Origin of the sequence: Noviherbaspirillum sp. (genome assembly GCF_035254685.1) — a bacterium.
GTDB lineage: Bacteria > Pseudomonadota > Gammaproteobacteria > Burkholderiales > Burkholderiaceae_D > Noviherbaspirillum.
The window spans coordinates 62,311-83,483 of sequence record NZ_DATFAI010000043.1 but is presented as its reverse complement, the minus strand read 5'-3'; the positions used below and the strand labels follow the sequence as shown (position 1 = coordinate 83,483).

The following is a 21,173-nucleotide window of genomic DNA, read 5'->3' as shown; positions in this document are numbered from 1 at the left end:
GCGGCTCCAATCCGCCTCGCCTTTCGTCATCCAGGCCCAATTATAGGACGGTGAGTCATGCCCTTGGCTTGCCAGGGTACTATTTGTAGATGCTCGCCGGGTCTTTCAGCACGGAATCGACCGACTGCCACTCACCGGTAGCACTGTCGAATTTCTGGAAAAAGCACGAGTGACGCCCGGTGTGGCAGGCAATGCCGCCGGTCTGCTCGACTTTCAGCAGCACGACGTCTTCATCGCAGTCGAGCCGGATGTCATGCACCTTCTGGATGTGCCCGGATTCCTCGCCCTTGTGCCACAGCTTCTTGCGCGAGCGACTCCAGTACACCGCCTCGCCCAACTCAACGGTCTTCGCGAGCGCTTCGCGGTTCATCCAGGCGAACATCAGCACGTCGTTGGTGCCGACTTCCTGTGCAATAACCGGGACCAGGCCATGCTCATCCCACTTTACCTTGTTCAGCCATTTGGCGTTGGCACTCATGCGAGCCTCATTGGAATGCCTTGGGCAGCCATGAAGCGCTTGGCTTCCTGAACCGTGTGCTGTCCGTAATGGAAAATGCTGGCGGCGAGGACTGCGTCGGCCCTGCCGATCTTGATGCCGTCGGCCAGGTCCTGCAAGCCGCCGACACCGCCGGATGCGATGACCGGAATCGATACGGCATCGGAGACTGCGCCCGTGAGCGCAAGGTCAAAACCGCTCTTCGTGCCGTCGCGGTCCATGCTGGTCAAGAGAAGTTCGCCGGCTCCGAGGCTTTCCATCTTCCTGGCCCACTCGACCACATCGAGCCCGGTCGGCTTGCGGCCACCGTGTGTGAACACTTCCCACTTGTCGTCGCCGGATCGCTTGGCGTCGATTGCCACGACGATACATTGCGAGCCGTACTTGTGCGAAGCGTCGTGCACGATCTGCGGATTGGACACTGCGGCGCTGTTGATGCTGATCTTGTCGGCGCCGGCGTTGAGCAGGCGGCGCACATCCTCCACCGAGCGGACGCCGCCGCCCACGGTCAGGGGAATGAATACCTGCGACGCCACGGCCTCGATGATGTGCAGGATGAGGTCGCGCTCGTCGGATGTGGCGGTGATGTCGAGGAAGGTCAGTTCATCTGCACCCTGCTCGTCATAGCGGCGCGCGATTTCCACCGGGTCGCCGGCATCGCGCAACTCTACGAAATTGACGCCCTTGACAACGCGACCCGCAGTCACGTCCAGGCAAGGGATGATGCGTTTTGCAAGGGTCATTTATTCTTCTTCCGCCTCTTCCAGGCCGCTCAGCTCATCGGCACGCTGCTGCGCCGCGCGCAGGTCGAGCGTGCCTTCATAAATCGAACGCCCGCAGATCACGCCTTCGATACCTTCGTCCTGCACCGCGCACAATGCTTCCACATCCTTGACATCATGCACGCCGCCCGAGGCAATGATCGGGATCGAGACGGCGCGTGCGAGCTTCACGGTGGCGTCGATGTTCACGCCGGCCATCATGCCGTCGCGGCCGATGTCAGTGTAGACAATCGCTTCACAGCCGTAATCTTCGAATTTCTTTGCCAGGTCGATGACTTCATGGCCCGACAGCTTGCTCCAGCCGTCGGTCGCGACCTTGCCATCCTTGGCGTCGAGGCCAACGATGATCTGGCCGGGGAACGCGCTGCAGGCGTCATGCAGGAAGCCGGGATTCTTCACTGCGGCCGTGCCGATGATGATGTAGGAAAGGCCGTCGTCCAGGTAACGCTCGATGGTGTCGAGGTCGCGGATGCCGCCGCCCAGTTGAACCGGAATTTCATCGGTGTCGTTTTCGGCGGCGAAGCTGCGCACGGCCTGAATGATCGACTTCACCGCCGACTCGTTCTTGGGCTTGCCGGCAAAGGCGCCGTTCAGGTCCACCAGGTGCAGCCTTCGGGCGCCATGGGCCAGCCAATGTCGCGCCGTCTGGCCGGGGTCATCGGAAAACACGGTGGCTTGGTCCATATCGCCCTGTTTCAGGCGCACGCAATGACCGTCCTTGAGGTCGATGGCAGGTATGAGCAGCATGGCTACATTAAGGATGCATTGAGGTTAATTAATGATGAACAACGATTTCCCGACTACGGATTCCAGTGAACAAAATTCTTGTACAACTGCAAGCCGGCAGTTGCGCTTTTTTCCGGATGAAACTGGGTAGCGAAAATATTGTCTTTTGCAACAGCACACGCGAACGGTACGCCGTAGGTGGTTTCGCCCGCTATATGTTTTCGTTCGGCGGGCACTGCGTAATAGCTGTGCACGAAATAGAAGTAACTGTTATCGGCAATGCCATTCCACAGCGGATGGGACAACGTTTGTTGCACGCGGTTCCAGCCCATCTGCGGCACCTTGAAGCGCGATCCGTCCTCTTGCAGCATCCCTTCGAGCCGGAAGCGCACTACTTTGCCGGGCAGCAAACCGATGCCCGGCGTGTCGCCCTCTTCGCTCCAGTCGAACAGTAACTGCTCACCTACGCACACACCGAGCATGGGCTTGGTGCGGGTCGATTCGACCACCGCTTCCTGCAGGCCGGAGTCGCGCAGGCAGCGCATGCAATCCGGCATGGCACCCTGGCCCGGCAGGACGAGGCGGTCTGCGGACCTGATGTCAGCGAGCTCACCGGAAATACGGACGTCGGCCTCAGGAGCGACATGCCGCAGCGCCTGCGCCACCGAGCGCAGGTTGCCCATGCCGTAATCTACAACAACGATCTTGTTCATGTCAGAAAATGAAATCGCAACGCCGGGGGCGTCACGTTTTTACAGGCTGCCTTTCGTCGAGGGTATCGTCCCCGCCGCACGCGGATCAAGTTCGGCGGCCATGCGCAATGCGCGGCCGAAGGCCTTGAACACGGTTTCGCACTGATGGTGCGCATTTTCGCCTCGCAGGTTATCGACGTGCAAGGTGACCAGCGCGTGGTTGACGAAACCCTGGAAAAACTCGTGCGTGAGATCGACGTCGAAAGTGCCGATCATCGAGCGCTTGAAAGGAACGTGGAATTCCAGCCCGGGACGGCCGGAGAAATCGACCACGACCCGCGACAGAGCCTCATCCAGCGGCACATAGGCATGGCCGTAGCGGCGGATGCCTTTCTTGTCGCCGATGGCCTTGGCAAACGCCTGGCCGAGTGTAATGCCGACGTCTTCGACGGTGTGGTGTGCATCGATATGCAGGTCGCCCTTGGCTTCGATGTCGAGGTCGATCAGCCCATGCCGTGCAATCTGGTCGAGCATGTGGTCGAGGAACGGCACACCGGTGTTCAGCTTCTGCTGGCCGGTGCCGTCGAGGTTGATCGCGACGCGGATTTGCGTCTCGTTGGTATTGCGAGTGACCTCTGCAACGCGTGACGTGGGCATGTTAAGTGGGTACGGCTAAGTGGCTAAGCGAGCGACGCCTTCAGGGCGTCAAGGAATACTTGGTTTTCTTCTGGTGTGCTGACAGTAACCCGTAAGCAGTTTTCCAGCAATGGGTGCATTTTACCGACATTTTTGATCAAAACCTTACGGTCTAACAATGCAGAAAAGACATCGTCAGCATGAATTTTTTGCGTTTCTATTCTGATCAGCAGGAAATTTGCTGCTGAAGGGAAAATTTCAACCCCTGGCAGGGCAGCCAGTTCCGCCATTAATCTGGTTCGCTCATTGCACAACGCTGCAGCCTGTGCATCCAGCACCTCAACATGGTCAAGCACAAATTCTGCTGCTGCCTGGCTCAGCACGTTCACGTTGTATGGCGGACGCACCTTGTCGAACTCAGTCAGCAGATTCTTGGCAGCAGACATGTAGCCGAGGCGAATTCCGGCCAGCCCGAGCTTGGAGACGGTTCGCATCACGACCAGATTACCAAATTCGGCAAGGCGCGGCATGAAACTCGCCTGAGCAAAAGGCTGATAGGCCTCATCGACGACAACGATGCCGGAATCACCCACGGCCCGGACGATTTCCACCATGTCGTCCGCGTTGAACAGGTTGCCGGTCGGGTTGTTCGGATAGGCGAGATAGGTAACGGCAGGTTTATGCTGCGCAATGGCCGCCAGCATGGCCGGCTTGTCGAGCGCGAAATCCGGCTTGAGGGGCACGCCAACGAATTCCATGCCCGCGAATCTGGCAGACATTGCGTACATGACAAACCCCGGCGTCGGCGCCAGCACCTTCGCGCCCGGTTTTGCACAGGCGACCGACATGATGCTGATCAGCTCGTCCGAGCCATTGCCCAGAATGACATCGAACCCCTCCGGCACGCCAAGCTTGCTGCAGATCTTTTCCTTCAGTGCAGCGTAGGACGGCACTGGGTATCGGTTCATGGCAACGTCGCCCAGGCGCTGCGCGAGCTCGGCGCGCAGGCTCTCCGGCAGTGTGTACGGGTTTTCCATCGCGTCCAGCTTCACAAAACCGCTGGCGTCTGGCACATGGTAGGCCGCGAGTGCGCGGACTTCAGGGCGAATGATGTTTTCAATCAGGGACATGATGTTTTTCTTTATGCAGCTTCCGGCTTGTCGAGTTCCGACAGGCGATTTTCAATCAATTCACAGTATTCCGGGTTGAGCTCGAATCCGACGAATTCCCGACCGCATCGTTTCGCGGCGACTGCCGTGGTCCCGCTGCCCATGAAAGGGTCGAGCACGACGCCGCCGGGAGGGCAGGAGGCTTTCACCATGCGCTCGACGATTTCCAGCGGCTTCTGCGTCGGATGGTCGGCGCGCTCGCGATGTTCGCGGTGCAGGCGCGACACGCTCCATACATCTTTCGGGTTGTAGCCAATTTCCAGCCACTTGGCGCCGACGAAAATCGAGCGCGAGCGGGCCTTCTTGGTCTCAGCATCGTACGGAATGCGCACGGCGTCGAGGTCAAAATAATAATCCCTCGCCTTCGCAAAAAAACCGATCGTGTCGTGCACTGACGAAAACTTGCGCGTGCTGCCGCCCATGGACGGCACCCTGCGATCCCAGATGATTTCGTTGATCATCGTCATGCGCTGTTTGAGCATGACGAAGATCTCCGGCGAATAACGCCAGGTCAGGAAGATGTACATGCTGCCGTTTGGTTTCAGTTTCGGCAGCGCCGCATCGACCCATTGCTCGGTCCAGCGCAGGTAGGCGTCCGCATCGAGCTTGTCGGAATCGTTGCCGTAATCCTTGCCGAGGCCATAGGGCGGATCGGCGATCAGCAGGTCGATGCTCGCATCCGGCATGCGCGCGAATCCCTGCAGTGCATCTTCGCAGAAAATGCGATTGCGCCAGCCCGCCATTCAGCGCACCTGGATTCCCGCCTGCGCGGGAATGACGCTGGCGGACCTCATTTCAACCGATACTCGGCGGAACGAGCGTGCGCCTGCAAGCCCTCGCCATACGCGAGTTCGGCGGCCACCTTGCCGAGGACCTGAGCACCGGCTTCGCTCACCTGAATGATGCTGGAACGCTTCTGGAAATCGTACACACCGAGCGGCGACGAAAAGCGCGCGGTGCGCGAGGTCGGCAGCACGTGATTCGGCCCGGCGCAGTAATCTCCCAGCGACTCGGAGGAAAAGCGCCCGAGGAACATGGCGCCGGCATGGCGTACCTTGTTGACCCACTGCTGCGGATTCTCCGCTGAAATTTCCAGGTGCTCCGCCGCGATCAGGTTTGCGATGTCGCATGCCTCGTCCATGTCTCGAACCTTTACCAGCGCGCCGCGGTTGGTCAGCGAGGTGCGGATGACGTCCTTGCGCGGCATGGCGTCGAGCTGCCTGTTGACGCTGGCTTCGACCCTGGCGATGTACGTGTCGTCCGGGCAGATCAGGATCGACTGCGCCAGTTCGTCATGCTCCGCTTGCGAGAAGAGATCCATCGCAATCCAGTCCGGGTCGGTCGTGCCATCACAGATCACCAGGATCTCCGACGGGCCGGCGATCATGTCGATGCCGACGATGCCGAATACACGCCGCTTTGCTGCCGCGACATAGGCGTTACCGGGGCCGACGATCTTGTCGACCTGTGGAATCGTTGCGGTGCCATGCGCGAGCGCGCCGACAGCCTGTGCGCCGCCGATGGTGAACACGCGGTCAACGCCGGCGATCGCCGCAGCGGCGAGCACCAGCTCGTTCTTCACCCCACCCGGCGTCGGCACAACCATGATGATCTCCTGCACGCCGGCGACCTTGGCAGGAATCGCATTCATCAGCACGGAAGACGGGTACGCCGCCTTGCCGCCAGGGACATAGATGCCGACGCGATCGAGCGGCGTCACCTTTTGGCCCAGCACGGTGCCATCGGCCTCGGTGTAAGTGAATCCGTCGCTGCCGGTTTCGCGCTTCTGGCGCTCGTGATAGGCGCGCACGCGGTCGGCGGCGGTTTGCAGCGCTGCGCGGCGCTGCGGCGGCAGGCCGTTCAGTGCCGCATGGAGTTCTTCCTTGCCGATCTCGAGCTGGGAGACGGCGGAGGCATTCAGTTTGTCGAAGCGGTTGGTGTAGTCCAGCACGGCGGCGTCGCCGCGCGCTTTCACATCGGCGAGGATCTGCGCGGCAGCGCGATCGATGGCTTCATCCTCGCTCGCCTCGAAAGCGAGCACGGCGCTCAGTTTTGCCTTGAAGTCCGGATCGGTGGTATCGAGTTTGCGCATCTGGATGGCCATGGACTTATCTCGCTTTCGCAGCTTCTTCGAATGCTTCCAGGATCGGCTGCAGGCGTTCACGCTTCAGCTTGAGCGCAGCCTGGTTGACGACGAGGCGCGAGGAAATGTTCATGATGTGCTCGACCTCGACCAGGTTGTTGGCACGCAGCGTGCTGCCGGTGCTGACGAGGTCGACGATCGCATCCGACAATCCGACCAGCGGGCCGAGTTCCATCGAGCCATACAGCTTGATCAGGTCGACGTGCACGCCCTTCGCAGCGAAATGCTCCCGCGCGCAATTGACGTACTTCGTCACGACGCGTAGCCGCGCACCCTGGCGCACCGCGCTGGCATAGTCGAAGCCCGCCGGCACCGCGACCGACAGGCGGCACTTGGCGATGTTCAGATCGATCGGCTGGTACAGTCCTTCGCCGCCGTGCTCGAGCAGTACGTCCTTGCCGGCGACGCCGAAGTCGGCCGCGCCGTACTGCACATAGGTTGGCACGTCCGATGCGCGCACAATGATGACGCGGATGTTGGGATCGTTGGTCGGCAGGATCAGCTTGCGCGACTTTTCGGGATCTTCCGTGACGGTGATGCCGGCTGCCTGCAGCAACGGCAGCGTCTCTTCGAAGATCCGTCCCTTGGACAGCGCGAGAGTCAGTTGTTGGTTCATTATTTCACTCGCTGGATGTTGGCGCCGACGGCGGAAAGCTTGACTTCCATGCGGTCATAACCGCGATCCAGATGGTAGATGCGGTCGACAAGCGTCTCGCCTTGCGCGGCCAGGCCAGCGATTACGAGTGAGGCGGAGGCGCGCAGGTCGGTCGCCATCACCGGCGCGCCGACTAGCTTCTCGACGCCATGCACGATCGCGGTATGGCCTTCGATGTCGATCGATGCACCGAGACGATTCATTTCCTGCACGTGCATGAAACGGTTTTCGAAGATCGTTTCCGTGACGCGGCTGCTGCCGTCAGCTAGGCAGTTGAGCGCCATGAACTGAGCCTGCATGTCAGTCGGGAAGCCAGGGTATTCCGTGGTGCGGAAGCTGACCGCCTTTGGCCGTGCCGCCATCTGTACGCGGATCCAGTCGGGACCGGAGGTCAGGATCACACCCGCTTCGCGCAGCTTGTCCAGTACGGCATCGAGGAAATCGCTGCGGGTGTTCCTGAGCGTGATATCGCCGCCGACAGCAGCAACCGCACACAGGAAGGTGCCGGTTTCGATACGGTCGGCAATGACGTTGTGCGATGCGCCGTGCAGCTTCTCGACGCCCTGGACAACCAGGCGATCGGTGCCGATGCCATCGACCTTCGCACCCATCGCGACCAGCAGGTTTGCGAGGTCGGTCACTTCCGGTTCGCGCGCCGCATTTTCCAGTACGGTCTCGCCCTCGGCCAGCACTGCGGCCATCAGGAGGTTTTCCGTGCCGGTGACGGTGATCATGTCGGTAACGATGCGCGCGCCCTTGAGTTTTTTCGCCTTGGCGTGGATGTAACCGGCTTCAATGTTGATCTCGGCGCCCATCGCCTGCAGGCCCTTGATGTGCTGATCGACTGGACGCGTGCCGATGGCGCAACCACCGGGCAACGACACCTTCGCCTCGCCGAAACGGGCAAGCAGCGGGCCGAGCACCAGGATCGACGCACGCATGGTTTTCACCATGTCGTAGGGCGCTTCCAGCTTGTCGATAGTGCTGCCGTTCAACGCCATCCGGTCGCCGTCCTGCTCCACGCGCAAGCCCATCTGGCGCAGCAGCTTGAGCATTGTGTTGACATCCTGCAGGTGCGGCACATTGGCCAAGTGGACCGTATCGGAGGTCAGCAGGCCTGCGCACAGTATCGGCAAGGCAGCATTCTTCGCGCCGGAAATCGTGATCTCGCCGGACAGGCGGTTGCCGCCGGTGATAAGCAACTTGTCCATTATTGTTGTTGGAACTCTTCCGGGGTGAGCGTCTTCATCGACAGCGCATGGATTTCCTGGCGCATGCGATCACCGAGCGCGGCGTAGACCAGCTGGTGGCGCTGGATCGGGCGCTTGCCGGCAAACGCATCGGAGACGATGACGGCGCTGAAGTGATGGCCGTCGCCTTCGACTTCAAGGTGGGTGCAGTTGAGTGCTGCAGCGATATAGTTTTTGACAAGCTCGGGTGTGGGTAACATATCTACTCTCTAGTGGCGCAACTTGTAGCCGCTCTTCAGCAGGTAGATTGCGAAGGCGGCCAGCAACACAAAAAATACGGTAACAATCGAAAAACTGGTCGACGGATTCACGTCGGACTGGCCGAAAAAGCCGTAGCGGAAGCCGTCAATCATATAAAAAAACGGATTGAAACGCGACACCGATTGCCAGAATGGAGGCAGGGAGTGGATCGAATAAAACACTCCTGACAGAAAGGTTGCCGGCATGATCAGGAAGTTCTGGAATGCCGCGAGCTGGTCGAATTTTTCAGCCCAGATGCCGGCGATCAGACCCATGGTGCCGAGCATGCCGGCGCCGAGCAGAGAAAAGATCACGATCCACCACGGCGCGACAAATGTCAATTTGGCAAACCAGGCGGTGATGATGAACACTCCTGTGCCGACCGCGAGTCCGCGCACGACGGACGCAAGGACATAGGCGCCGTAAATCTCCCAGTGTGACAGGGGCGGCAACAGTACGAATACCAGATTGCCGGTGATCTTGGACTGGATCAGCGAGGAGGAGCTGTTCGCAAACGCGTTCTGCAGCACGCTCATCATCACCAGGCCCGGGATCAGGAAGGAGGTGTAGCGCACCTGCGGATACACCTGCACGTGGTCCTCCAGCACATGGCCGAAGATCAGCAGGTAGAGCATCGCGGTCAGAATGGGCGCAGTGATGGTCTGCATCGCGACCTTCCAGAAGCGCAGAACCTCCTTGTACAACAATGTCTGGAAGCCGGTCATTTCTCGCCCTCCATGATCTGGATGAACACGTCTTCCAGGTCGGCCTGCTGCAGCTGCATGTCGTCGATGACCGCGCCGGATTGACGCAGTGTGGCGAGAATCGGCTCGACATCGGAGTACTCATTGACACGCAGCGTGTACTTGTTGCCCGTCACCAGCTCGTCGGGATGCGATACCAGGCTTTTCAGCGTGTCCGGCAAAGGTCCCTTCAGGCGCAGCGTTAGTTGCGAGCCGGAAATGCGTCTGATCAGGGCCGACGTGGAATCGAGCGCGACCACCTTCCCCGCCTTGAGCATCGCGATGCGATTGCACAAAGCCTGCGCTTCTTCCAGGTAGTGCGTCGTCAGCACGATGGTGTGGCCCTCACGGTTCAGGCGCGCAATGAACTTCCACAAGGTCTGGCGCAATTCCACGTCTACACCGGCAGTCGGCTCGTCGAGCACGATCACTGGCGGCTTGTGCACCAGCGCCTGCGCCACCAGCACGCGACGCTTCATGCCTCCCGACAGCGCGCGCGTATTGGTGTCGGCCTTGTTGGTGAGATCGAGGTTAGCCATCACCTCGTCGATCCATGCGTCATTGTTCTTCAGTCCGAAATAGCCGGATTGCATGCGCAGGGTTTCGCGCACGGTGAAGAATGGATCGAATACCAGTTCCTGTGGCACGACGCCGAGCCGCTTGCGCGCTTCGCGATAGTCGCGCACCACGTCAAAACCATGGATGGACACACTGCCCGAATCGGCGCGGTTGAGTCCGGCAATGATGGAAATCAGTGTGGTCTTGCCGGCACCGTTCGGTCCGAGCAGGCCGAAAAATTCGCCCTGCTCGATGGACAGCGATACACCGCCAAGCGCACGCAGCGACTTGTAGCGTTTTTCGACGTCGACGATTTGAAGAGCCGCCATGTTGGCTTGGTCAATGTAGCGAGAAAGAGCCGGGAAAGGACCGGAAAAGGGCCAAATGTTTGCAGAACAGTGCGAAACCTTTGGCGGAACCCTTGATTATATGGGATTTCCGATCAGGAAGCCTGATCGCGCGGGTAATCAGGGAAGCGTCAATGGTGCGACGAAGCGGCGCGGGACTCGCCGGCGGGCGCGAGGTGCAGAAGGCCGGTCACGCCGTAGAGTGTGGCCAGGCTCTGGAGGCTGGCCGGAAGATTGCGAAATACGAGGGATTTGCCGCCGGCAGCGGCAGCGCGCTGCCAGGCCAGCAAGGTAGCGACGGCGGCCGAATCGACCACCGTCAGGTCGCCAAGATCAAACTCCGTCTGCCCATCTCCGATGGCCTTCAAGCCGGCTTCCAGCGCGGTCCTGGCGTTGTTGATGGTCAGCGTGAGGGCAGGACGGTACATGGTGGACTCAGGAAGCCTTGGTACCCTTTGCCGCACTGGCGGCAAGGCGCTTGTTCTTCTCGGACAGGGTCTTGATCAGGCCGTCGATGCCGCCCTTGCTGATTTCAGCCGCAAAATTGCCCTTGTAGGTTTCAACCAGCCACGCGCCAAGCACGTTGATGTCATAGATCTTCCAGCCGTTCGGCAACTTCTCGAGACGGTAGTCGAGCTGAATCGGGTCGCCGCCGCGTGGTTGCAGCACCCGGGAGCGCACTTCCACTTCGGTATCGGACGGATCGGCGCGCATCGGCTTGAATTCCAGCTTCTGGTCGCGGATCTGCGAGATCGCACCAGAATACGTGTAGACCAGCAGGGAGCGGAATTCATCGGTCAACTGCTTCTGCTGCTCGGGCGTTGCCTGGCGCCAGAAGCGTCCGGCGGCCAGCGCCGTCATGCGCTGGAAGTCGACGTACGGGAGGATCTTGGCTTCGACCAGTTCCAGCACATGCTTCTGGTTTCCGTTCTGGATTTCCTTGTCGTTCTTGGCTGCGTCCAGCACTTCCTGACTGATCCGTTTCACCAGCGCATCCGGGGTTTCCTGTGCGCTTGCAGCGGGCAGGAAGGCTGCCATACCAACGAAAAATCCGATAACAGCAAACAATTTCTTGAGTAGTTTCATGATTTCCTGTGATTGTTACATGCGGGGCGGCTTACCGCCCCATTGTCAAAATTCAACTGAGCAAAATCCGGCCGGGCATTCGAGCCGCCCGAAGTGGGAGGAGTGAGGCCGGCTATTGCCTGGTATCCGTCCCGGGCGATGTCGCCCCTGGCTTGCCGGCACCGTTTTGTTCCACTTCGACAACCGGTTTGGCCGCGGGTTCCGCATCTGTTGCCTTCTGACCATTCAAGGTTGCGGCATTTTGTTGCGATCCGGAAGCATCATCTTCCGTGAAGGTCGGCCCTACGTCATCTTCGTAGTGCGATTCCGGCGCTGCGCCGTCATGCACCTTGCTCTCCCGGCGTTGCAGGAAGGCGTCGCGCACAAAGACGTAGCGATCCAATGCAGCCTCCTCGAGCAGGTTGGAGGCGTCCAGGATGGCAGCGCGCTGATCCACGGCCCGCAAGACGGTTCCGCTGTTGCGGATATAAACAGGATAGACGTAGTACCAGGGATCGGCCTGAGAATCGAGCGGCAGTGCAAGCGTGTCACGCAGCGTCGAGGGGCCGAGAAGCGGCAGCACCACATAGGGGCCGGACTTGATGCCCCACTTGCCCAGGGTCTGTCCAAAATCTTCCTTGTGCTTGGTGAGGCCCGCTTCGGAACTGATGTCGAGCACGCCGCCCAGCCCCATGGTGGTATTGACCGCGACGCGCATGACGTCCGACATGCCGTCGCCTGCCTTGCCTTGCAAAAAGTTATTGATTGCGGTCCAGACGTCGCCAAGATTGCCGAAGAAATTGCTGACGCCAGTCTGCACGAAACCCGGGAGCTTCGCATAGCCCTCGGCCGCTGGCTTGAGCGCAGCCCGGTCCACCGCGTCATTGAACTGGAACATGGCGCGGTTGAAGTTTTCAAAAGGATCCCTGGGATTGGCCGTCGTCGCGCATCCGCCGAGGACAAGCGACATGGCCAACACACTGATTCGTAACGCAGGGTTCATTATTTATTGCCTTCCTTTCCCTCGGCCGCCTTACTGTACAAGAACTGGCTGATGAGGTTCTCCAGGACGACGGCGGACTGCGTCATCTTGATGCGATCGCCGGCGGCCAGGTTGTTGACATCGCCGCCCGGTTCCAGGCCGATGTACTGCTCACCCAGCAAGCCCGACGTCAGAATCTTTGCGGAGCTGTCCTTCGGGAACTTGTAATTGGTATCGAGGTTTAACGTCACGACTGCCTGATAACTCTTGTCGTCGAACTTGATGTCGCCCACGCGGCCCACCACCACGCCCGCGCTCTTCACGGGTGCGCGCGGCTTGAGGCCGCCGATATTGTCGAACTTGGTGATGACCGGATACGTCTTCTCGAACGACATCGAGCTCATGTTCCCTGCCTTCATCGCCAGGAAAAACAGGGCCAGCGCACCGAGCAGGACGAACAAGCCAACCCATAAGTCTAACGATTTTCGCTGCATAATCGAATACCCTAAATTGAAGATGCCGAGCCTCGGGGGGCTGCAACATGAAAAATGTGGTTTTCCCGGACCGTACGCAGGTGAATCATTGCTGCCGGCCCATCAATCGAACATGATCGCCGTCAGCAGGAAGTCCAGCCAGAGAACCATCAGCGAGGCAATGACCACGGTACGTGTCGTTGCGCGCGAAACGCCTTCGGGCGTCGGCTGCGCCTCATACCCTTGGAACAGTGCGATAAACGTTACCGCAAATCCGAACACTACGCTTTTGATCACGCCGTTCGCAATGTCTTTCCAGACATCCACGCCGTCCTGCATCTGGGACCAGAACGCGCCCTCGTCCACGCCGATCAGGCGCACACCGACAATGTAGCCGCCGATGACGCCGACGGCGCTGAAAATCGATGCCAGCACCGGCATGGCGATGACGCCGGCCCAGAAGCGCGGCGCAACCACACGCTTGAGTGGATCGACCGCCATCATTTCCATGGCAGACAACTGTTCGCCTGCCTTCATCAGACCGATCTCGGCGGTGAGCGAAGTGCCGGCGCGGCCCGCGAACAGCAGCGCCGTCACCACGGGCCCCAGCTCGCGCGTGAGCGAGAGTGCAACCAGCAGGCCGAGCGCCTGTTCCGAACCATACTTGTTCAGCGTGTAGTAGCCCTGCAGGCCGAGCACGAAGCCGACAAACAGGCCGGACACCGCAATGATCACGAGCGAATAATTGCCGATGAAGTGAATCTGGTCGGTCACGAGACGCGGCCGCTTCAGCAGGCTTGCCGGTGCGAGCAGCATGGACAGGAACATGCGCGTTGCATAGCCCACATTGCCGATGAATTCGCGCACCCATCGTCCAAGCCCGCTGACCATGTCGAGGATCATTGCTTCGCCTCCAGGTGCAGGTCTTCCGCCAGCGAACGCCCCGGGTAATGGAAGGGCACAGGCCCATCCGTCTCCGCGTGCACGAACTGCCTAACGTAGGGATCCGACGATTCGCTCATCTGCTGCGGCGTGCCGTGCGCCACGATCTTTCCCTGCGACAGAAAATACACATAATCGGCGATCAGGAAGGTCTCGTGCACGTCGTGCGAGACGATGATCGACGTCGAGCCCAGCGCGTCATTCAGGCGGCGAACCAGGTTGGCCGTCACTCCCATCGAAATCGGATCGAGTCCCGCGAAGGGTTCATCGTACATGATGAGCTGCGGATCCAGTGCCACCGCCCGCGCGAGTGCGACGCGGCGCGCCATGCCGCCGGAAATCTCGGCCGGCTTCAGCTGCGCGGCATTGCGCAGTCCCACCGCCTGCAGCTTCATCAGCACGAGATCGCGAATCAGCTCTTCCGGCAAGGTGGTATGTTCGCGCAACGGAAACGCGACGTTCTCGAACACCGTCAGGTCGGTGAACAGCGCGCCGTGCTGGAACAGCATGCCCATCTTGCGGCGCATGGCATACATCGCCTTGGTATTGCGAGCATCGACCGGCTGGCCATCAAGCATGATGGCCCCTCGCTGCGGCTCCAACTGCCCGCCGATCAGGCGCAGGATGGTTGTCTTGCCGGAGCCGGAACCGCCCATGACTGCCACCACTTTCCCGCGCGGGAAATCCATCGCCAGCCCCGACAGAATCGGGCGCTCGCCATAGGCAAAATGCAGGTCGCGGATTTCGAGGAGGTTTGGCACGTCATTCATCTTCAACGCAAAGATGAGATTGTAGTGCAGAAACGGCAATCGGACTTTTGGCTTACCCCAACGGAGCGCCGAAATGTGACAAAAAACCGCCGCACCTTTCGATGCGGCGGTTTTTCCCTGAACATTGTTACAAATTAACGCGGCAGAACCGTCGAACCCATCAGGAATTCATCCACTGCGCGGGCGCATTGACGCCCTTCCCGGATTGCCCAGACGACCAGCGACTGACCGCGGCGCATGTCACCCGCTGCAAACACCTTGTCTACGGAGGTCTTGTAGCAGCCTTCTCCGTCCGTTGTCGCCTTGGCATTGCCACGCGCATCCTTGTCGACGCCGAAAGCATCCAGCACGGTTTGCACCGGCGACACGAAGCCCATTGCCAGCAAGACCAGGTCGGCCTTCAGCTCGAACTCGGAATTCGGCACTTCGACCATCTTGCCGTCCTTCCATTCGACACGGGCAGCGATCAGCTTCTCGACCTTGCCGTTCTTGCCTTCAAGGCGCTTGGTCGCGACCGACCAGTCGCGACCGCATCCTTCTTCGTGGGAAGACGAGGTGCGCAGCTTGGTCGGCCAGTACGGCCAGACGAGCGGCTTGTTTTCCTGTTCCGGCGGCATCGGCAGCAGTTCGAATTGCGTGACCGCAGCCGCGCCATGCCGGTTCGACGTACCAACGCAGTCGGATCCGGTGTCGCCACCGCCGATCACGATGACGTGCTTGCCGGTGGCGAGGATCTGGTCCTTGACCTTGTCGCCGGCATTGACCTTGTTCTGCAATGGCAGGAATTCCATCGCGAAGTGAACGGCCTTCAACTCGCGCCCCGGTACCGGCAGGTCGCGCGGCTGCTCGGCGCCACCAGCGATCACAACAGCGTCGAAATCCTTTTTCAGCTGATCAGGAGAGATCGTTTCCTTGGCCCAGTTGTAGACGTTCGACGTAAACTCCTTGCCGATGAAAACACCGGTGCGGAAGGTGACGCCTTCAGCCTTCATTTGCTCGACGCGGCGGTCGATGTGCGACTTTTCCAGCTTGAAGTCGGGAATCCCGTAACGCAGGAGGCCGCCGATGCGGTCGTTCTTTTCGAACAGCGTTACGTCGTGTCCAGCGCGGGCGAGCTGCTGCGCGGCGGCCAGGCCGGCAGGACCGGAGCCGACCACGGCGACTTTCTTGCCAGTCTTCGTGGCCGGAATCTGCGGCAGGACCCAGCCGTTCTCCCAACCTTTGTCGATGATGAAGTGCTCGATCGACTTGATGCCGACCGGGTTGCTGTTGATGTTCAGCGTGCAGGCGGCTTCGCACGGCGCGGGGCAGATGCGCCCGGTGAACTCCGGAAAGTTGTTGGTGGAGAGCAGGTTGTCCAGCGCTTCCTTGAAGTTGCCGTGATAGACGAGGTCGTTCCAATCCGGAATGATGTTATTGACCGGGCACCCGTTGTTGCAGAAGGGGATGCCGCAGTCCATGCAACGCGCGCCCTGAATCTTCGCGTCTTCGTCGCTCAGATGCATTACGAATTCCTTGTAATGCTTCTTGCGCAGTTGGGGTGCTTCACTCGCCTCGTGGAGGCGTTGGTATTCCAGAAAGCCGGTTACTTTTCCCATTTTTTACTCACATTCTTGGCTGCAGGGACCGCTTGAGGATCCCTGCACCAGCATCGTTTATAGATAATCAGGCTGCGATCTTTTCCTTGGACTGCGCCGCGTTCAGTTCACCCAGTGCCCGCTTGTACTCGTTCGGGAAGACCTTGATGAACTTGCCGCGCGCATTCGCCCAATCATCCAGCAGGTTGCGCGCGCGCGTGCTGCCGGTGTACTTGAAGTGGCGCTCGATCAGCCCCTTCAGGATCGCTTCGTCGGTCTGGGTCTCGCCGCCGCGAACGGTGGTGTGCCAGGTGGCGCGATCAACCTTGGCTTCCTGGTCGGCGCTGCTCAGTACCGGGTCCAGCGAAACCATCGCCATGTTGCACTTCGCCGCGAACTCGCCGTCCGGATCGTACACATAGGCGAGGCCACCGGACATGCCGGCTGCGAAGTTGCGGCCGGTAGCGCCCAGAACGACGACAGTACCGCCGGTCATGTATTCGCAGCCATGGTCGCCCGTGCCCTCGACGACGGCCGTCGCGCCCGAGTTACGCACTGCGAAACGCTCACCGGCCACGCCGTTGAAGAATGCCTCGCCGGCAATCGCACCATACAGCACGGTGTTGCCGATGATGATGTTGTCCACTGCCCGGCCGCGGAACTCGGTGTTCGGACGCACGATGATGCGTCCGCCCGACAAGCCCTTGCCGACGTAGTCGTTGCCCTCGCCCACCAGGTCCAGCGTGATGCCATGCGCCAGGAATGCGCCGACCGACTGGCCCGCGGTGCCTTGCAGCTGTATGTGGATCGTGTCGTCCGGCAGGCCTTCGTGACCATACTTCTTAGCGACCTCGCCCGACAACATGGTGCCGACGGTGCGGTTGACGTTCTTGATCGGCGAAATGAACGACACTTTCTCGCCTTTCTCGAGTGCCGCCTTGGCTTGCGCGATCAGCTTGTGGTCCAGTGCCTTCTCCAGGCCATGGTCCTGCTCTTCCACCTGGTGGCGCGGCTCGGAAGCCGGAACATCGGGTTGGTAGAAGATCTTGCTGAAGTCCAGGCCCTTCGCCTTCCAGTGCGTGATCGCCTTCGACTTGTCGAGCAGGTCGGAGCGGCCGATCAGCTCGTCGAAGCTGCGGATGCCCAGTTGCGCCATGATCTGGCGCGCTTCCTCGGCGACGAAGAAGAAGTAGTTCACCACATACTCCGGCTTGCCGGAGAACTTGGCGCGCAACACCGGATCCTGCGTCGCAACGCCGACCGGGCAGGTGTTCAGGTGGCACTTGCGCATCATGATGCAGCCTTCGACGACCAGCGGCGCGGTGGCGAAACCGAATTCGTCGGCGCCGAGCAGCGCGCCGATGACGACGTCACGGCCGGTCTTGATCTGGCCGTCGGTCTGCACACGGATGCGGCTGCGCAGGCGGTTCAGCACCAGTGTCTGCTGCGTTTCGGCGAGGCCGAGTTCCCACGGCGTACCGGCATGCTTGATCGAGGACAGCGGCGATGCGCCGGTGCCGCCGTCATGGCCGGCGATCACGACGTGGTCTGCCTTGGCCTTCGCGACACCCGCGGCGACCGTACCGACGCCGACTTCGGACACCAGCTTGACGGAGATCGACGCCTTCGGGTTGGCATTCTTCAGGTCATGGATCAGCTGCGCCAGGTCTTCGATGGAGTAGATGTCGTGGTGCGGGGGCGGCGAAATGAGGCCGACGCCCGGCACCGAGAAACGCAGCTTGGCGATGTATTCGGACACCTTGTGACCCGGCAACTGGCCGCCCTCGCCCGGCTTCGCGCCTTGCGCCATCTTGATCTGGATCTGGTCGGCCGAGGTGAGGTACTCCGCGGTCACGCCGAAACGGCCCGATGCAACCTGCTTGATTCTCGAACGCAGCGAGTCGCCGTCCTGCAGGCGCAAGTCGATTTCGACGCGATCCTTGCCGATCACGTCGGCCAGGGTTGCGCCCTTCTTGATCGCAATGCCCTTCAGTTCCTGGCGATAGCGGTTCTCGTCTTCGCCGCCCTCGCCGGTATTGGACTTGCCGCCGATGCGGTTCATCGCGATGGCCAGCGTCGAGTGCGCTTCGGTCGAGATCGAGCCGAGCGACATCGCGCCGGTGGCGAAGCGCTTCACGATTTCCTTGGCCGGTTCGACTTCGTCGATCGGGATCGCCTTGGTCGGATCGATCTTGAACTCGAACAGGCCGCGCAGTGTCATGTGACGCTTGGACTGATCATTGATGATCTGCGCGTATTCCTTATAGGTGTTGAAGTTGTTCGAACGGGTCGAATGCTGCAGCTTGGCGATCGCATCCGGCGTCCACATGTGCTCTTCGCCGCGTACGCGGAAAGCATATTCACCGCCGGCATCCAATGCATTGGCCAGCACCGGGTCGTTGCTGAACGCGATCTTGTGCAGGCGCAGCGCCTCCTCGGCGACTTCGAACACACCGATGCCTTCGACGTTGGACGCCGTGCCCTTGAAGTACTTGTCGACCATCGCCTTGTTCAGGCCGATGGCTTCGAAGATCTGTGCACCGCAATAGGACATGTAGGTGGAAATGCCCATCTTGGACATGACCTTCATCAACCCCTTACCGACCGCCTTCTGGAAGTTGTAGATCGCCTTCTCCGCCGTGATGCCGCCCGGCAGGTTCTTCGCCATGTCGGACAGGGTGTCCATCACGAGGTACGGGTGCACGGCTTCCGCGCCGTAGCCCGCGAGCAGCGCGAAGTGATGCGTCTCACGCGCAGATCCGGTTTCAACCACCAGGCCGGTGGAGGTGCGCAGGCCCTTGCTGACGAGGTGCAGGTGGATCGCGGACGTGGCCAGCAACGCCGGGATGGCGACCTGCTCCGCGTCGACCTTGCGATCAGACACGATCAGAATGTTGTGGCCGGACTTGACTGCATCAACCGCCTTGGCGCAGAGCGACGCGAGGCGTGCTTCGATACCTTCCTTGCCCCACGCGACCGGATAGCAGATGTTCAGTTCGTAGGACTTGAACTTGCCGCCGGTATGGGCGCTGATGTTGCGCAGCTTGGCGATGTCGGCGTAGTCGAGCACCGGCTGCGACACTTCGAGGCGCATCGGCGGGTTGATGTTGTTGGTGTCGAGCAGGTTCGGCTTCGGGCCGACGAAGGACACCAGCGACATGACCATGGCTTCGCGGATCGGGTCGATCGGCGGGTTGGTCACCTGCGCGAAGAGCTGCTTGAAATAGTGATAGAGCGTCTTGTTCTTGTTGGACATGACGGCCAGCGGCGAGTCATTGCCCATGGAGCCAATGGCCTCTTCGCCCGACGTCGCCATCGGCGCCAGCAGGAACTTCATGTCCTCCTGGGTGTAACCAAAGAGCTGCTGGCGGTCGAGCAGCGGGATCGACGACTTCGGCTCTTCCGGCTCGACTTCGAGCTCGTTCAGCTTGATGCGCACCGACTCGATCCATTGCTTGTACGGCTTGGCATTAGCGTAGGTATCCTTCAGTTCCTTGTCGTCGATGATGCGGCCGGCTTCGAGGTCGATCAGGAACATCTTGCCCGGCTGCAGGCGCCACTTCTTGATGATCTTGGACTCGGGGATCGGCAGCACGCCGGATTCGGACGCCATGACGACGAAATCGTCATCGGTCACGATGTAACGCGCCGGACGCAGGCCGTTGCGGTCGAGGGTACCGCCGATGTGGCGGCCGTCGGTGAACGCCATCGCGGCGGGACCGTCCCACGGCTCCATCATCGCCGCGTGGTATTCATAGAAGGCGCGGCGGTTGTCATCCATCAGCGTATGGTTTTCCCATGCTTCCGGAATCATCATCATCATCGCCTGCGCGATCGGATAGCCGGCCATCAACAGCAGTTCGAGCGCATTGTCGAAGCAGGCAGTGTCGGACTGGCCTTCATAAATCAGCGGGAACAGCTTCTTCAGGTCGTCGCCGAGAACGGCGGACTTCATCACGCCTTCACGTGCGCGCATCCAGTTGAAGTTGCCCTTCACCGTGTTGATTTCGCCGTTGTGGGCGATCAGGCGGTACGGGTGAGCCAGCGGCCACTCGGGGAAGGTGTTGGTGGAGAAGCGTTGATGCACGAGCGCGAGCGCGGAGATGCAGCGCGGATCCTGCAGATCCTTGTAATAGACGCCGACCTGGTCCGCCAGCAGCAGCCCCTTGTATACGATCGTGCGTGCCGACATGGAGGGCACGAAAAATTCCTTGCCGTGCAGCAGGTTCAGTGCCTGGATGGCATGGCCGGAAGATTTACGGATCACATACAGCTTGCGCTCCAGTGCGTCGGTCACCATGATGTCCGGGCCGCGACCAATGAAGATCTGGCGGATGATCGGCTCCTTCTGGCGCACGGTCGGCGACATCGGCATATCGACATCGATGGGCACATCGCGCCAGCCGAGCACGACCTGGCCTTCGGCGAAGACGGCGCGCTCGATTTCCTGTTCACAGGCGATGCGGGAAGCGTTTTCCTTCGGCAGGAAGACCATGCCAACGCCATATTCGCCCGGCGGCGGCAGGGTGACGCCCTGCTTCGCCATTTCTTCACGATAATACTGGTCCGGGATCTGGATCAGGATGCCCGCGCCATCGCCCATCAGCTTGTCGGCCCCAACCGCGCCCCGGTGGTCCAGATTCTTCAGGATCAGCAGACCTTGCTCGACAATGGAATGGCTTTTCGTGCCTTTGATATGGGCGATGAAACCGACGCCGCAGGCGTCGTGTTCGTTGTAGGGATCGTAAAGACCTTGCGCGTGCATAAGCTTTCTCCGCAACTTTGGTGATATTGACCTTGAAGGATAGTGCAGCGCAATAGATTGTTCAACTTAAATAAACAGGGTCAGAGTGAAATTAAAAATATGGGAATTATTTTTACAATTAAATGGGGACAGAGTGAATCCGTGCAAACTACTTGATGCATC

21 protein-coding genes are annotated in these 21,173 nt (G+C 60.2%); all 21 read right to left on the bottom strand.

Annotated elements, in window-relative coordinates:
- Window positions 1-79: 79 nt before the first annotated feature.
- The 21 genes from hisI to VJ698_RS20460 all read right to left on the bottom strand — a co-directional run bounded on the left by hisI (window position 80) and on the right by VJ698_RS20460 (window position 21,011).
- Window positions 80-478, bottom strand: a complete 399-nt coding sequence (gene hisI / locus VJ698_RS20560) for a phosphoribosyl-AMP cyclohydrolase (protein ID WP_324104678.1) — start codon at window positions 476-478, stop codon at window positions 80-82.
- On the bottom strand, window positions 475-1,239 hold the full coding sequence (hisF, locus tag VJ698_RS20555; RefSeq protein WP_324104677.1) for an imidazole glycerol phosphate synthase subunit HisF: 765 nt from the start codon (window positions 1,237-1,239) through the stop codon (window positions 475-477). Before hisF ends, hisI begins: the two co-directional genes overlap by 4 nt.
- Entirely contained in the window at window positions 1,240-2,025 is a 786-nt protein-coding gene (gene hisA / locus VJ698_RS20550; RefSeq protein ID WP_324104676.1) for a 1-(5-phosphoribosyl)-5-[(5-phosphoribosylamino)methylideneamino]imidazole-4-carboxamide isomerase, read from the bottom strand.
- 53 nt (window positions 2,026-2,078) lie between these two features.
- Entirely contained in the window at window positions 2,079-2,717 is a 639-nt protein-coding gene (hisH, locus tag VJ698_RS20545; protein ID WP_324104675.1) for an imidazole glycerol phosphate synthase subunit HisH, read from the bottom strand.
- A gap of 39 nt (window positions 2,718-2,756) precedes the next feature.
- Window positions 2,757-3,353, bottom strand: coding sequence for an imidazoleglycerol-phosphate dehydratase HisB (gene hisB, locus VJ698_RS20540; protein ID WP_324104674.1), 597 nt, complete (start codon window positions 3,351-3,353; stop codon window positions 2,757-2,759).
- A 23-nt stretch (window positions 3,354-3,376) separates the two neighbouring features.
- Window positions 3,377-4,462 (bottom strand): histidinol-phosphate transaminase, encoded by a 1,086-nt coding sequence (hisC, locus tag VJ698_RS20535; RefSeq protein WP_324104673.1) that lies wholly within the window; start codon window positions 4,460-4,462, stop codon window positions 3,377-3,379.
- 11 nt (window positions 4,463-4,473) lie between these two features.
- On the bottom strand, window positions 4,474-5,244 hold the full coding sequence (locus VJ698_RS20530) for a site-specific DNA-methyltransferase (protein WP_324104672.1): 771 nt from the start codon (window positions 5,242-5,244) through the stop codon (window positions 4,474-4,476).
- A 47-nt stretch (window positions 5,245-5,291) separates the two neighbouring features.
- Window positions 5,292-6,605, bottom strand: a complete 1,314-nt coding sequence (gene hisD, locus VJ698_RS20525) for a histidinol dehydrogenase (protein WP_324104671.1) — start codon at window positions 6,603-6,605, stop codon at window positions 5,292-5,294.
- A 4-nt stretch (window positions 6,606-6,609) separates the two neighbouring features.
- Window positions 6,610-7,260 (bottom strand): ATP phosphoribosyltransferase, encoded by a 651-nt coding sequence (hisG, locus tag VJ698_RS20520; protein ID WP_324104670.1) that lies wholly within the window; start codon window positions 7,258-7,260, stop codon window positions 6,610-6,612.
- Window positions 7,260-8,510, bottom strand: coding sequence for a UDP-N-acetylglucosamine 1-carboxyvinyltransferase (murA, locus tag VJ698_RS20515; RefSeq protein ID WP_324104669.1), 1,251 nt, complete (start codon window positions 8,508-8,510; stop codon window positions 7,260-7,262). Before murA ends, hisG begins: the two co-directional genes overlap by 1 nt.
- Window positions 8,510-8,749 carry a BolA family protein gene (locus VJ698_RS20510; protein WP_324104668.1) on the bottom strand — a complete coding sequence of 80 codons (240 nt, stop codon included), beginning with the start codon at window positions 8,747-8,749 and terminating at the stop codon, window positions 8,510-8,512. Before VJ698_RS20510 ends, murA begins: the two co-directional genes overlap by 1 nt.
- A gap of 9 nt (window positions 8,750-8,758) precedes the next feature.
- Complete coding sequence (locus VJ698_RS20505; protein WP_324104667.1) at window positions 8,759-9,514, bottom strand: ABC transporter permease; 756 nt, start codon at window positions 9,512-9,514, stop codon at window positions 8,759-8,761.
- On the bottom strand, window positions 9,511-10,419 hold the full coding sequence (locus VJ698_RS20500) for an ABC transporter ATP-binding protein (protein ID WP_324104666.1): 909 nt from the start codon (window positions 10,417-10,419) through the stop codon (window positions 9,511-9,513). Before VJ698_RS20500 ends, VJ698_RS20505 begins: the two co-directional genes overlap by 4 nt.
- Before the next feature lie 149 nt (window positions 10,420-10,568).
- Window positions 10,569-10,865: an STAS domain-containing protein gene (locus VJ698_RS20495; protein ID WP_324104665.1), complete on the bottom strand. Its 297-nt coding sequence runs from the start codon at window positions 10,863-10,865 to the stop codon at window positions 10,569-10,571.
- Between the two features lie 7 nt (window positions 10,866-10,872).
- Window positions 10,873-11,523 (bottom strand): ABC transporter substrate-binding protein, encoded by a 651-nt coding sequence (locus VJ698_RS20490; protein WP_324104664.1) that lies wholly within the window; start codon window positions 11,521-11,523, stop codon window positions 10,873-10,875.
- Window positions 11,524-11,635: 112 nt separating this feature from the next.
- Window positions 11,636-12,472 carry a VacJ family lipoprotein gene (locus tag VJ698_RS20485; RefSeq protein WP_324104663.1) on the bottom strand — a complete coding sequence of 279 codons (837 nt, stop codon included), beginning with the start codon at window positions 12,470-12,472 and terminating at the stop codon, window positions 11,636-11,638.
- Between the two features lie 32 nt (window positions 12,473-12,504).
- Entirely contained in the window at window positions 12,505-12,978 is a 474-nt protein-coding gene (mlaD, locus tag VJ698_RS20480; protein ID WP_324104662.1) for an outer membrane lipid asymmetry maintenance protein MlaD, read from the bottom strand.
- Window positions 12,979-13,080: 102 nt separating this feature from the next.
- Window positions 13,081-13,860 (bottom strand): lipid asymmetry maintenance ABC transporter permease subunit MlaE, encoded by a 780-nt coding sequence (mlaE, locus tag VJ698_RS20475; RefSeq protein ID WP_324104661.1) that lies wholly within the window; start codon window positions 13,858-13,860, stop codon window positions 13,081-13,083.
- The gene (locus VJ698_RS20470) at window positions 13,857-14,660 is read right to left on the bottom strand and encodes an ABC transporter ATP-binding protein (protein ID WP_324104660.1); all 804 of its coding nucleotides are present in this window, start codon (window positions 14,658-14,660) and stop codon (window positions 13,857-13,859) included. Before VJ698_RS20470 ends, mlaE begins: the two co-directional genes overlap by 4 nt.
- 143 nt (window positions 14,661-14,803) lie before the next feature.
- A complete protein-coding gene (locus VJ698_RS20465) occupies window positions 14,804-16,267 on the bottom strand; it encodes a glutamate synthase subunit beta (RefSeq protein ID WP_324104659.1) in 1,464 nt (487 codons plus the stop codon).
- Window positions 16,268-16,334: 67 nt separating this feature from the next.
- Complete coding sequence (locus VJ698_RS20460; protein ID WP_324104658.1) at window positions 16,335-21,011, bottom strand: glutamate synthase-related protein; 4,677 nt, start codon at window positions 21,009-21,011, stop codon at window positions 16,335-16,337.
- Window positions 21,012-21,173 lie beyond the last annotated feature (162 nt).

Coding starts and splice junctions, on each gene's coding strand:
- hisI (WP_324104678.1), bottom strand. CDS start 478: ATGAGTGCCAACGCCAAATGGCTGAACAAGGTAAAGTGGGATGAGCAT.
- hisF (WP_324104677.1), bottom strand. CDS start 1,239: ATGACCCTTGCAAAACGCATCATCCCTTGCCTGGACGTGACTGCGGGT.
- hisA (WP_324104676.1), bottom strand. CDS start 2,025: ATGCTGCTCATACCTGCCATCGACCTCAAGGACGGTCATTGCGTGCGC.
- hisH (WP_324104675.1), bottom strand. CDS start 2,717: ATGAACAAGATCGTTGTTGTAGATTACGGCATGGGCAACCTGCGCTCG.
- hisB (WP_324104674.1), bottom strand. CDS start 3,353: ATGCCCACGTCACGCGTTGCAGAGGTCACTCGCAATACCAACGAGACG.
- hisC (WP_324104673.1), bottom strand. CDS start 4,462: ATGTCCCTGATTGAAAACATCATTCGCCCTGAAGTCCGCGCACTCGCG.
- VJ698_RS20530 (WP_324104672.1), bottom strand. CDS start 5,244: ATGGCGGGCTGGCGCAATCGCATTTTCTGCGAAGATGCACTGCAGGGA.
- hisD (WP_324104671.1), bottom strand. CDS start 6,605: ATGGCCATCCAGATGCGCAAACTCGATACCACCGATCCGGACTTCAAG.
- hisG (WP_324104670.1), bottom strand. CDS start 7,260: ATGAACCAACAACTGACTCTCGCGCTGTCCAAGGGACGGATCTTCGAA.
- murA (WP_324104669.1), bottom strand. CDS start 8,510: ATGGACAAGTTGCTTATCACCGGCGGCAACCGCCTGTCCGGCGAGATC.
- VJ698_RS20510 (WP_324104668.1), bottom strand. CDS start 8,749: ATGTTACCCACACCCGAGCTTGTCAAAAACTATATCGCTGCAGCACTC.
- VJ698_RS20505 (WP_324104667.1), bottom strand. CDS start 9,514: ATGACCGGCTTCCAGACATTGTTGTACAAGGAGGTTCTGCGCTTCTGG.
- VJ698_RS20500 (WP_324104666.1), bottom strand. CDS start 10,419: ATGGCGGCTCTTCAAATCGTCGACGTCGAAAAACGCTACAAGTCGCTG.
- VJ698_RS20495 (WP_324104665.1), bottom strand. CDS start 10,865: ATGTACCGTCCTGCCCTCACGCTGACCATCAACAACGCCAGGACCGCG.
- VJ698_RS20490 (WP_324104664.1), bottom strand. CDS start 11,523: ATGAAACTACTCAAGAAATTGTTTGCTGTTATCGGATTTTTCGTTGGT.
- VJ698_RS20485 (WP_324104663.1), bottom strand. CDS start 12,472: ATGTCGCTTGTCCTCGGCGGATGCGCGACGACGGCCAATCCCAGGGAT.
- mlaD (WP_324104662.1), bottom strand. CDS start 12,978: ATGCAGCGAAAATCGTTAGACTTATGGGTTGGCTTGTTCGTCCTGCTC.
- mlaE (WP_324104661.1), bottom strand. CDS start 13,860: ATGATCCTCGACATGGTCAGCGGGCTTGGACGATGGGTGCGCGAATTC.
- VJ698_RS20465 (WP_324104659.1), bottom strand. CDS start 16,267: ATGGGAAAAGTAACCGGCTTTCTGGAATACCAACGCCTCCACGAGGCG.
- VJ698_RS20460 (WP_324104658.1), bottom strand. CDS start 21,011: ATGCACGCGCAAGGTCTTTACGATCCCTACAACGAACACGACGCCTGC.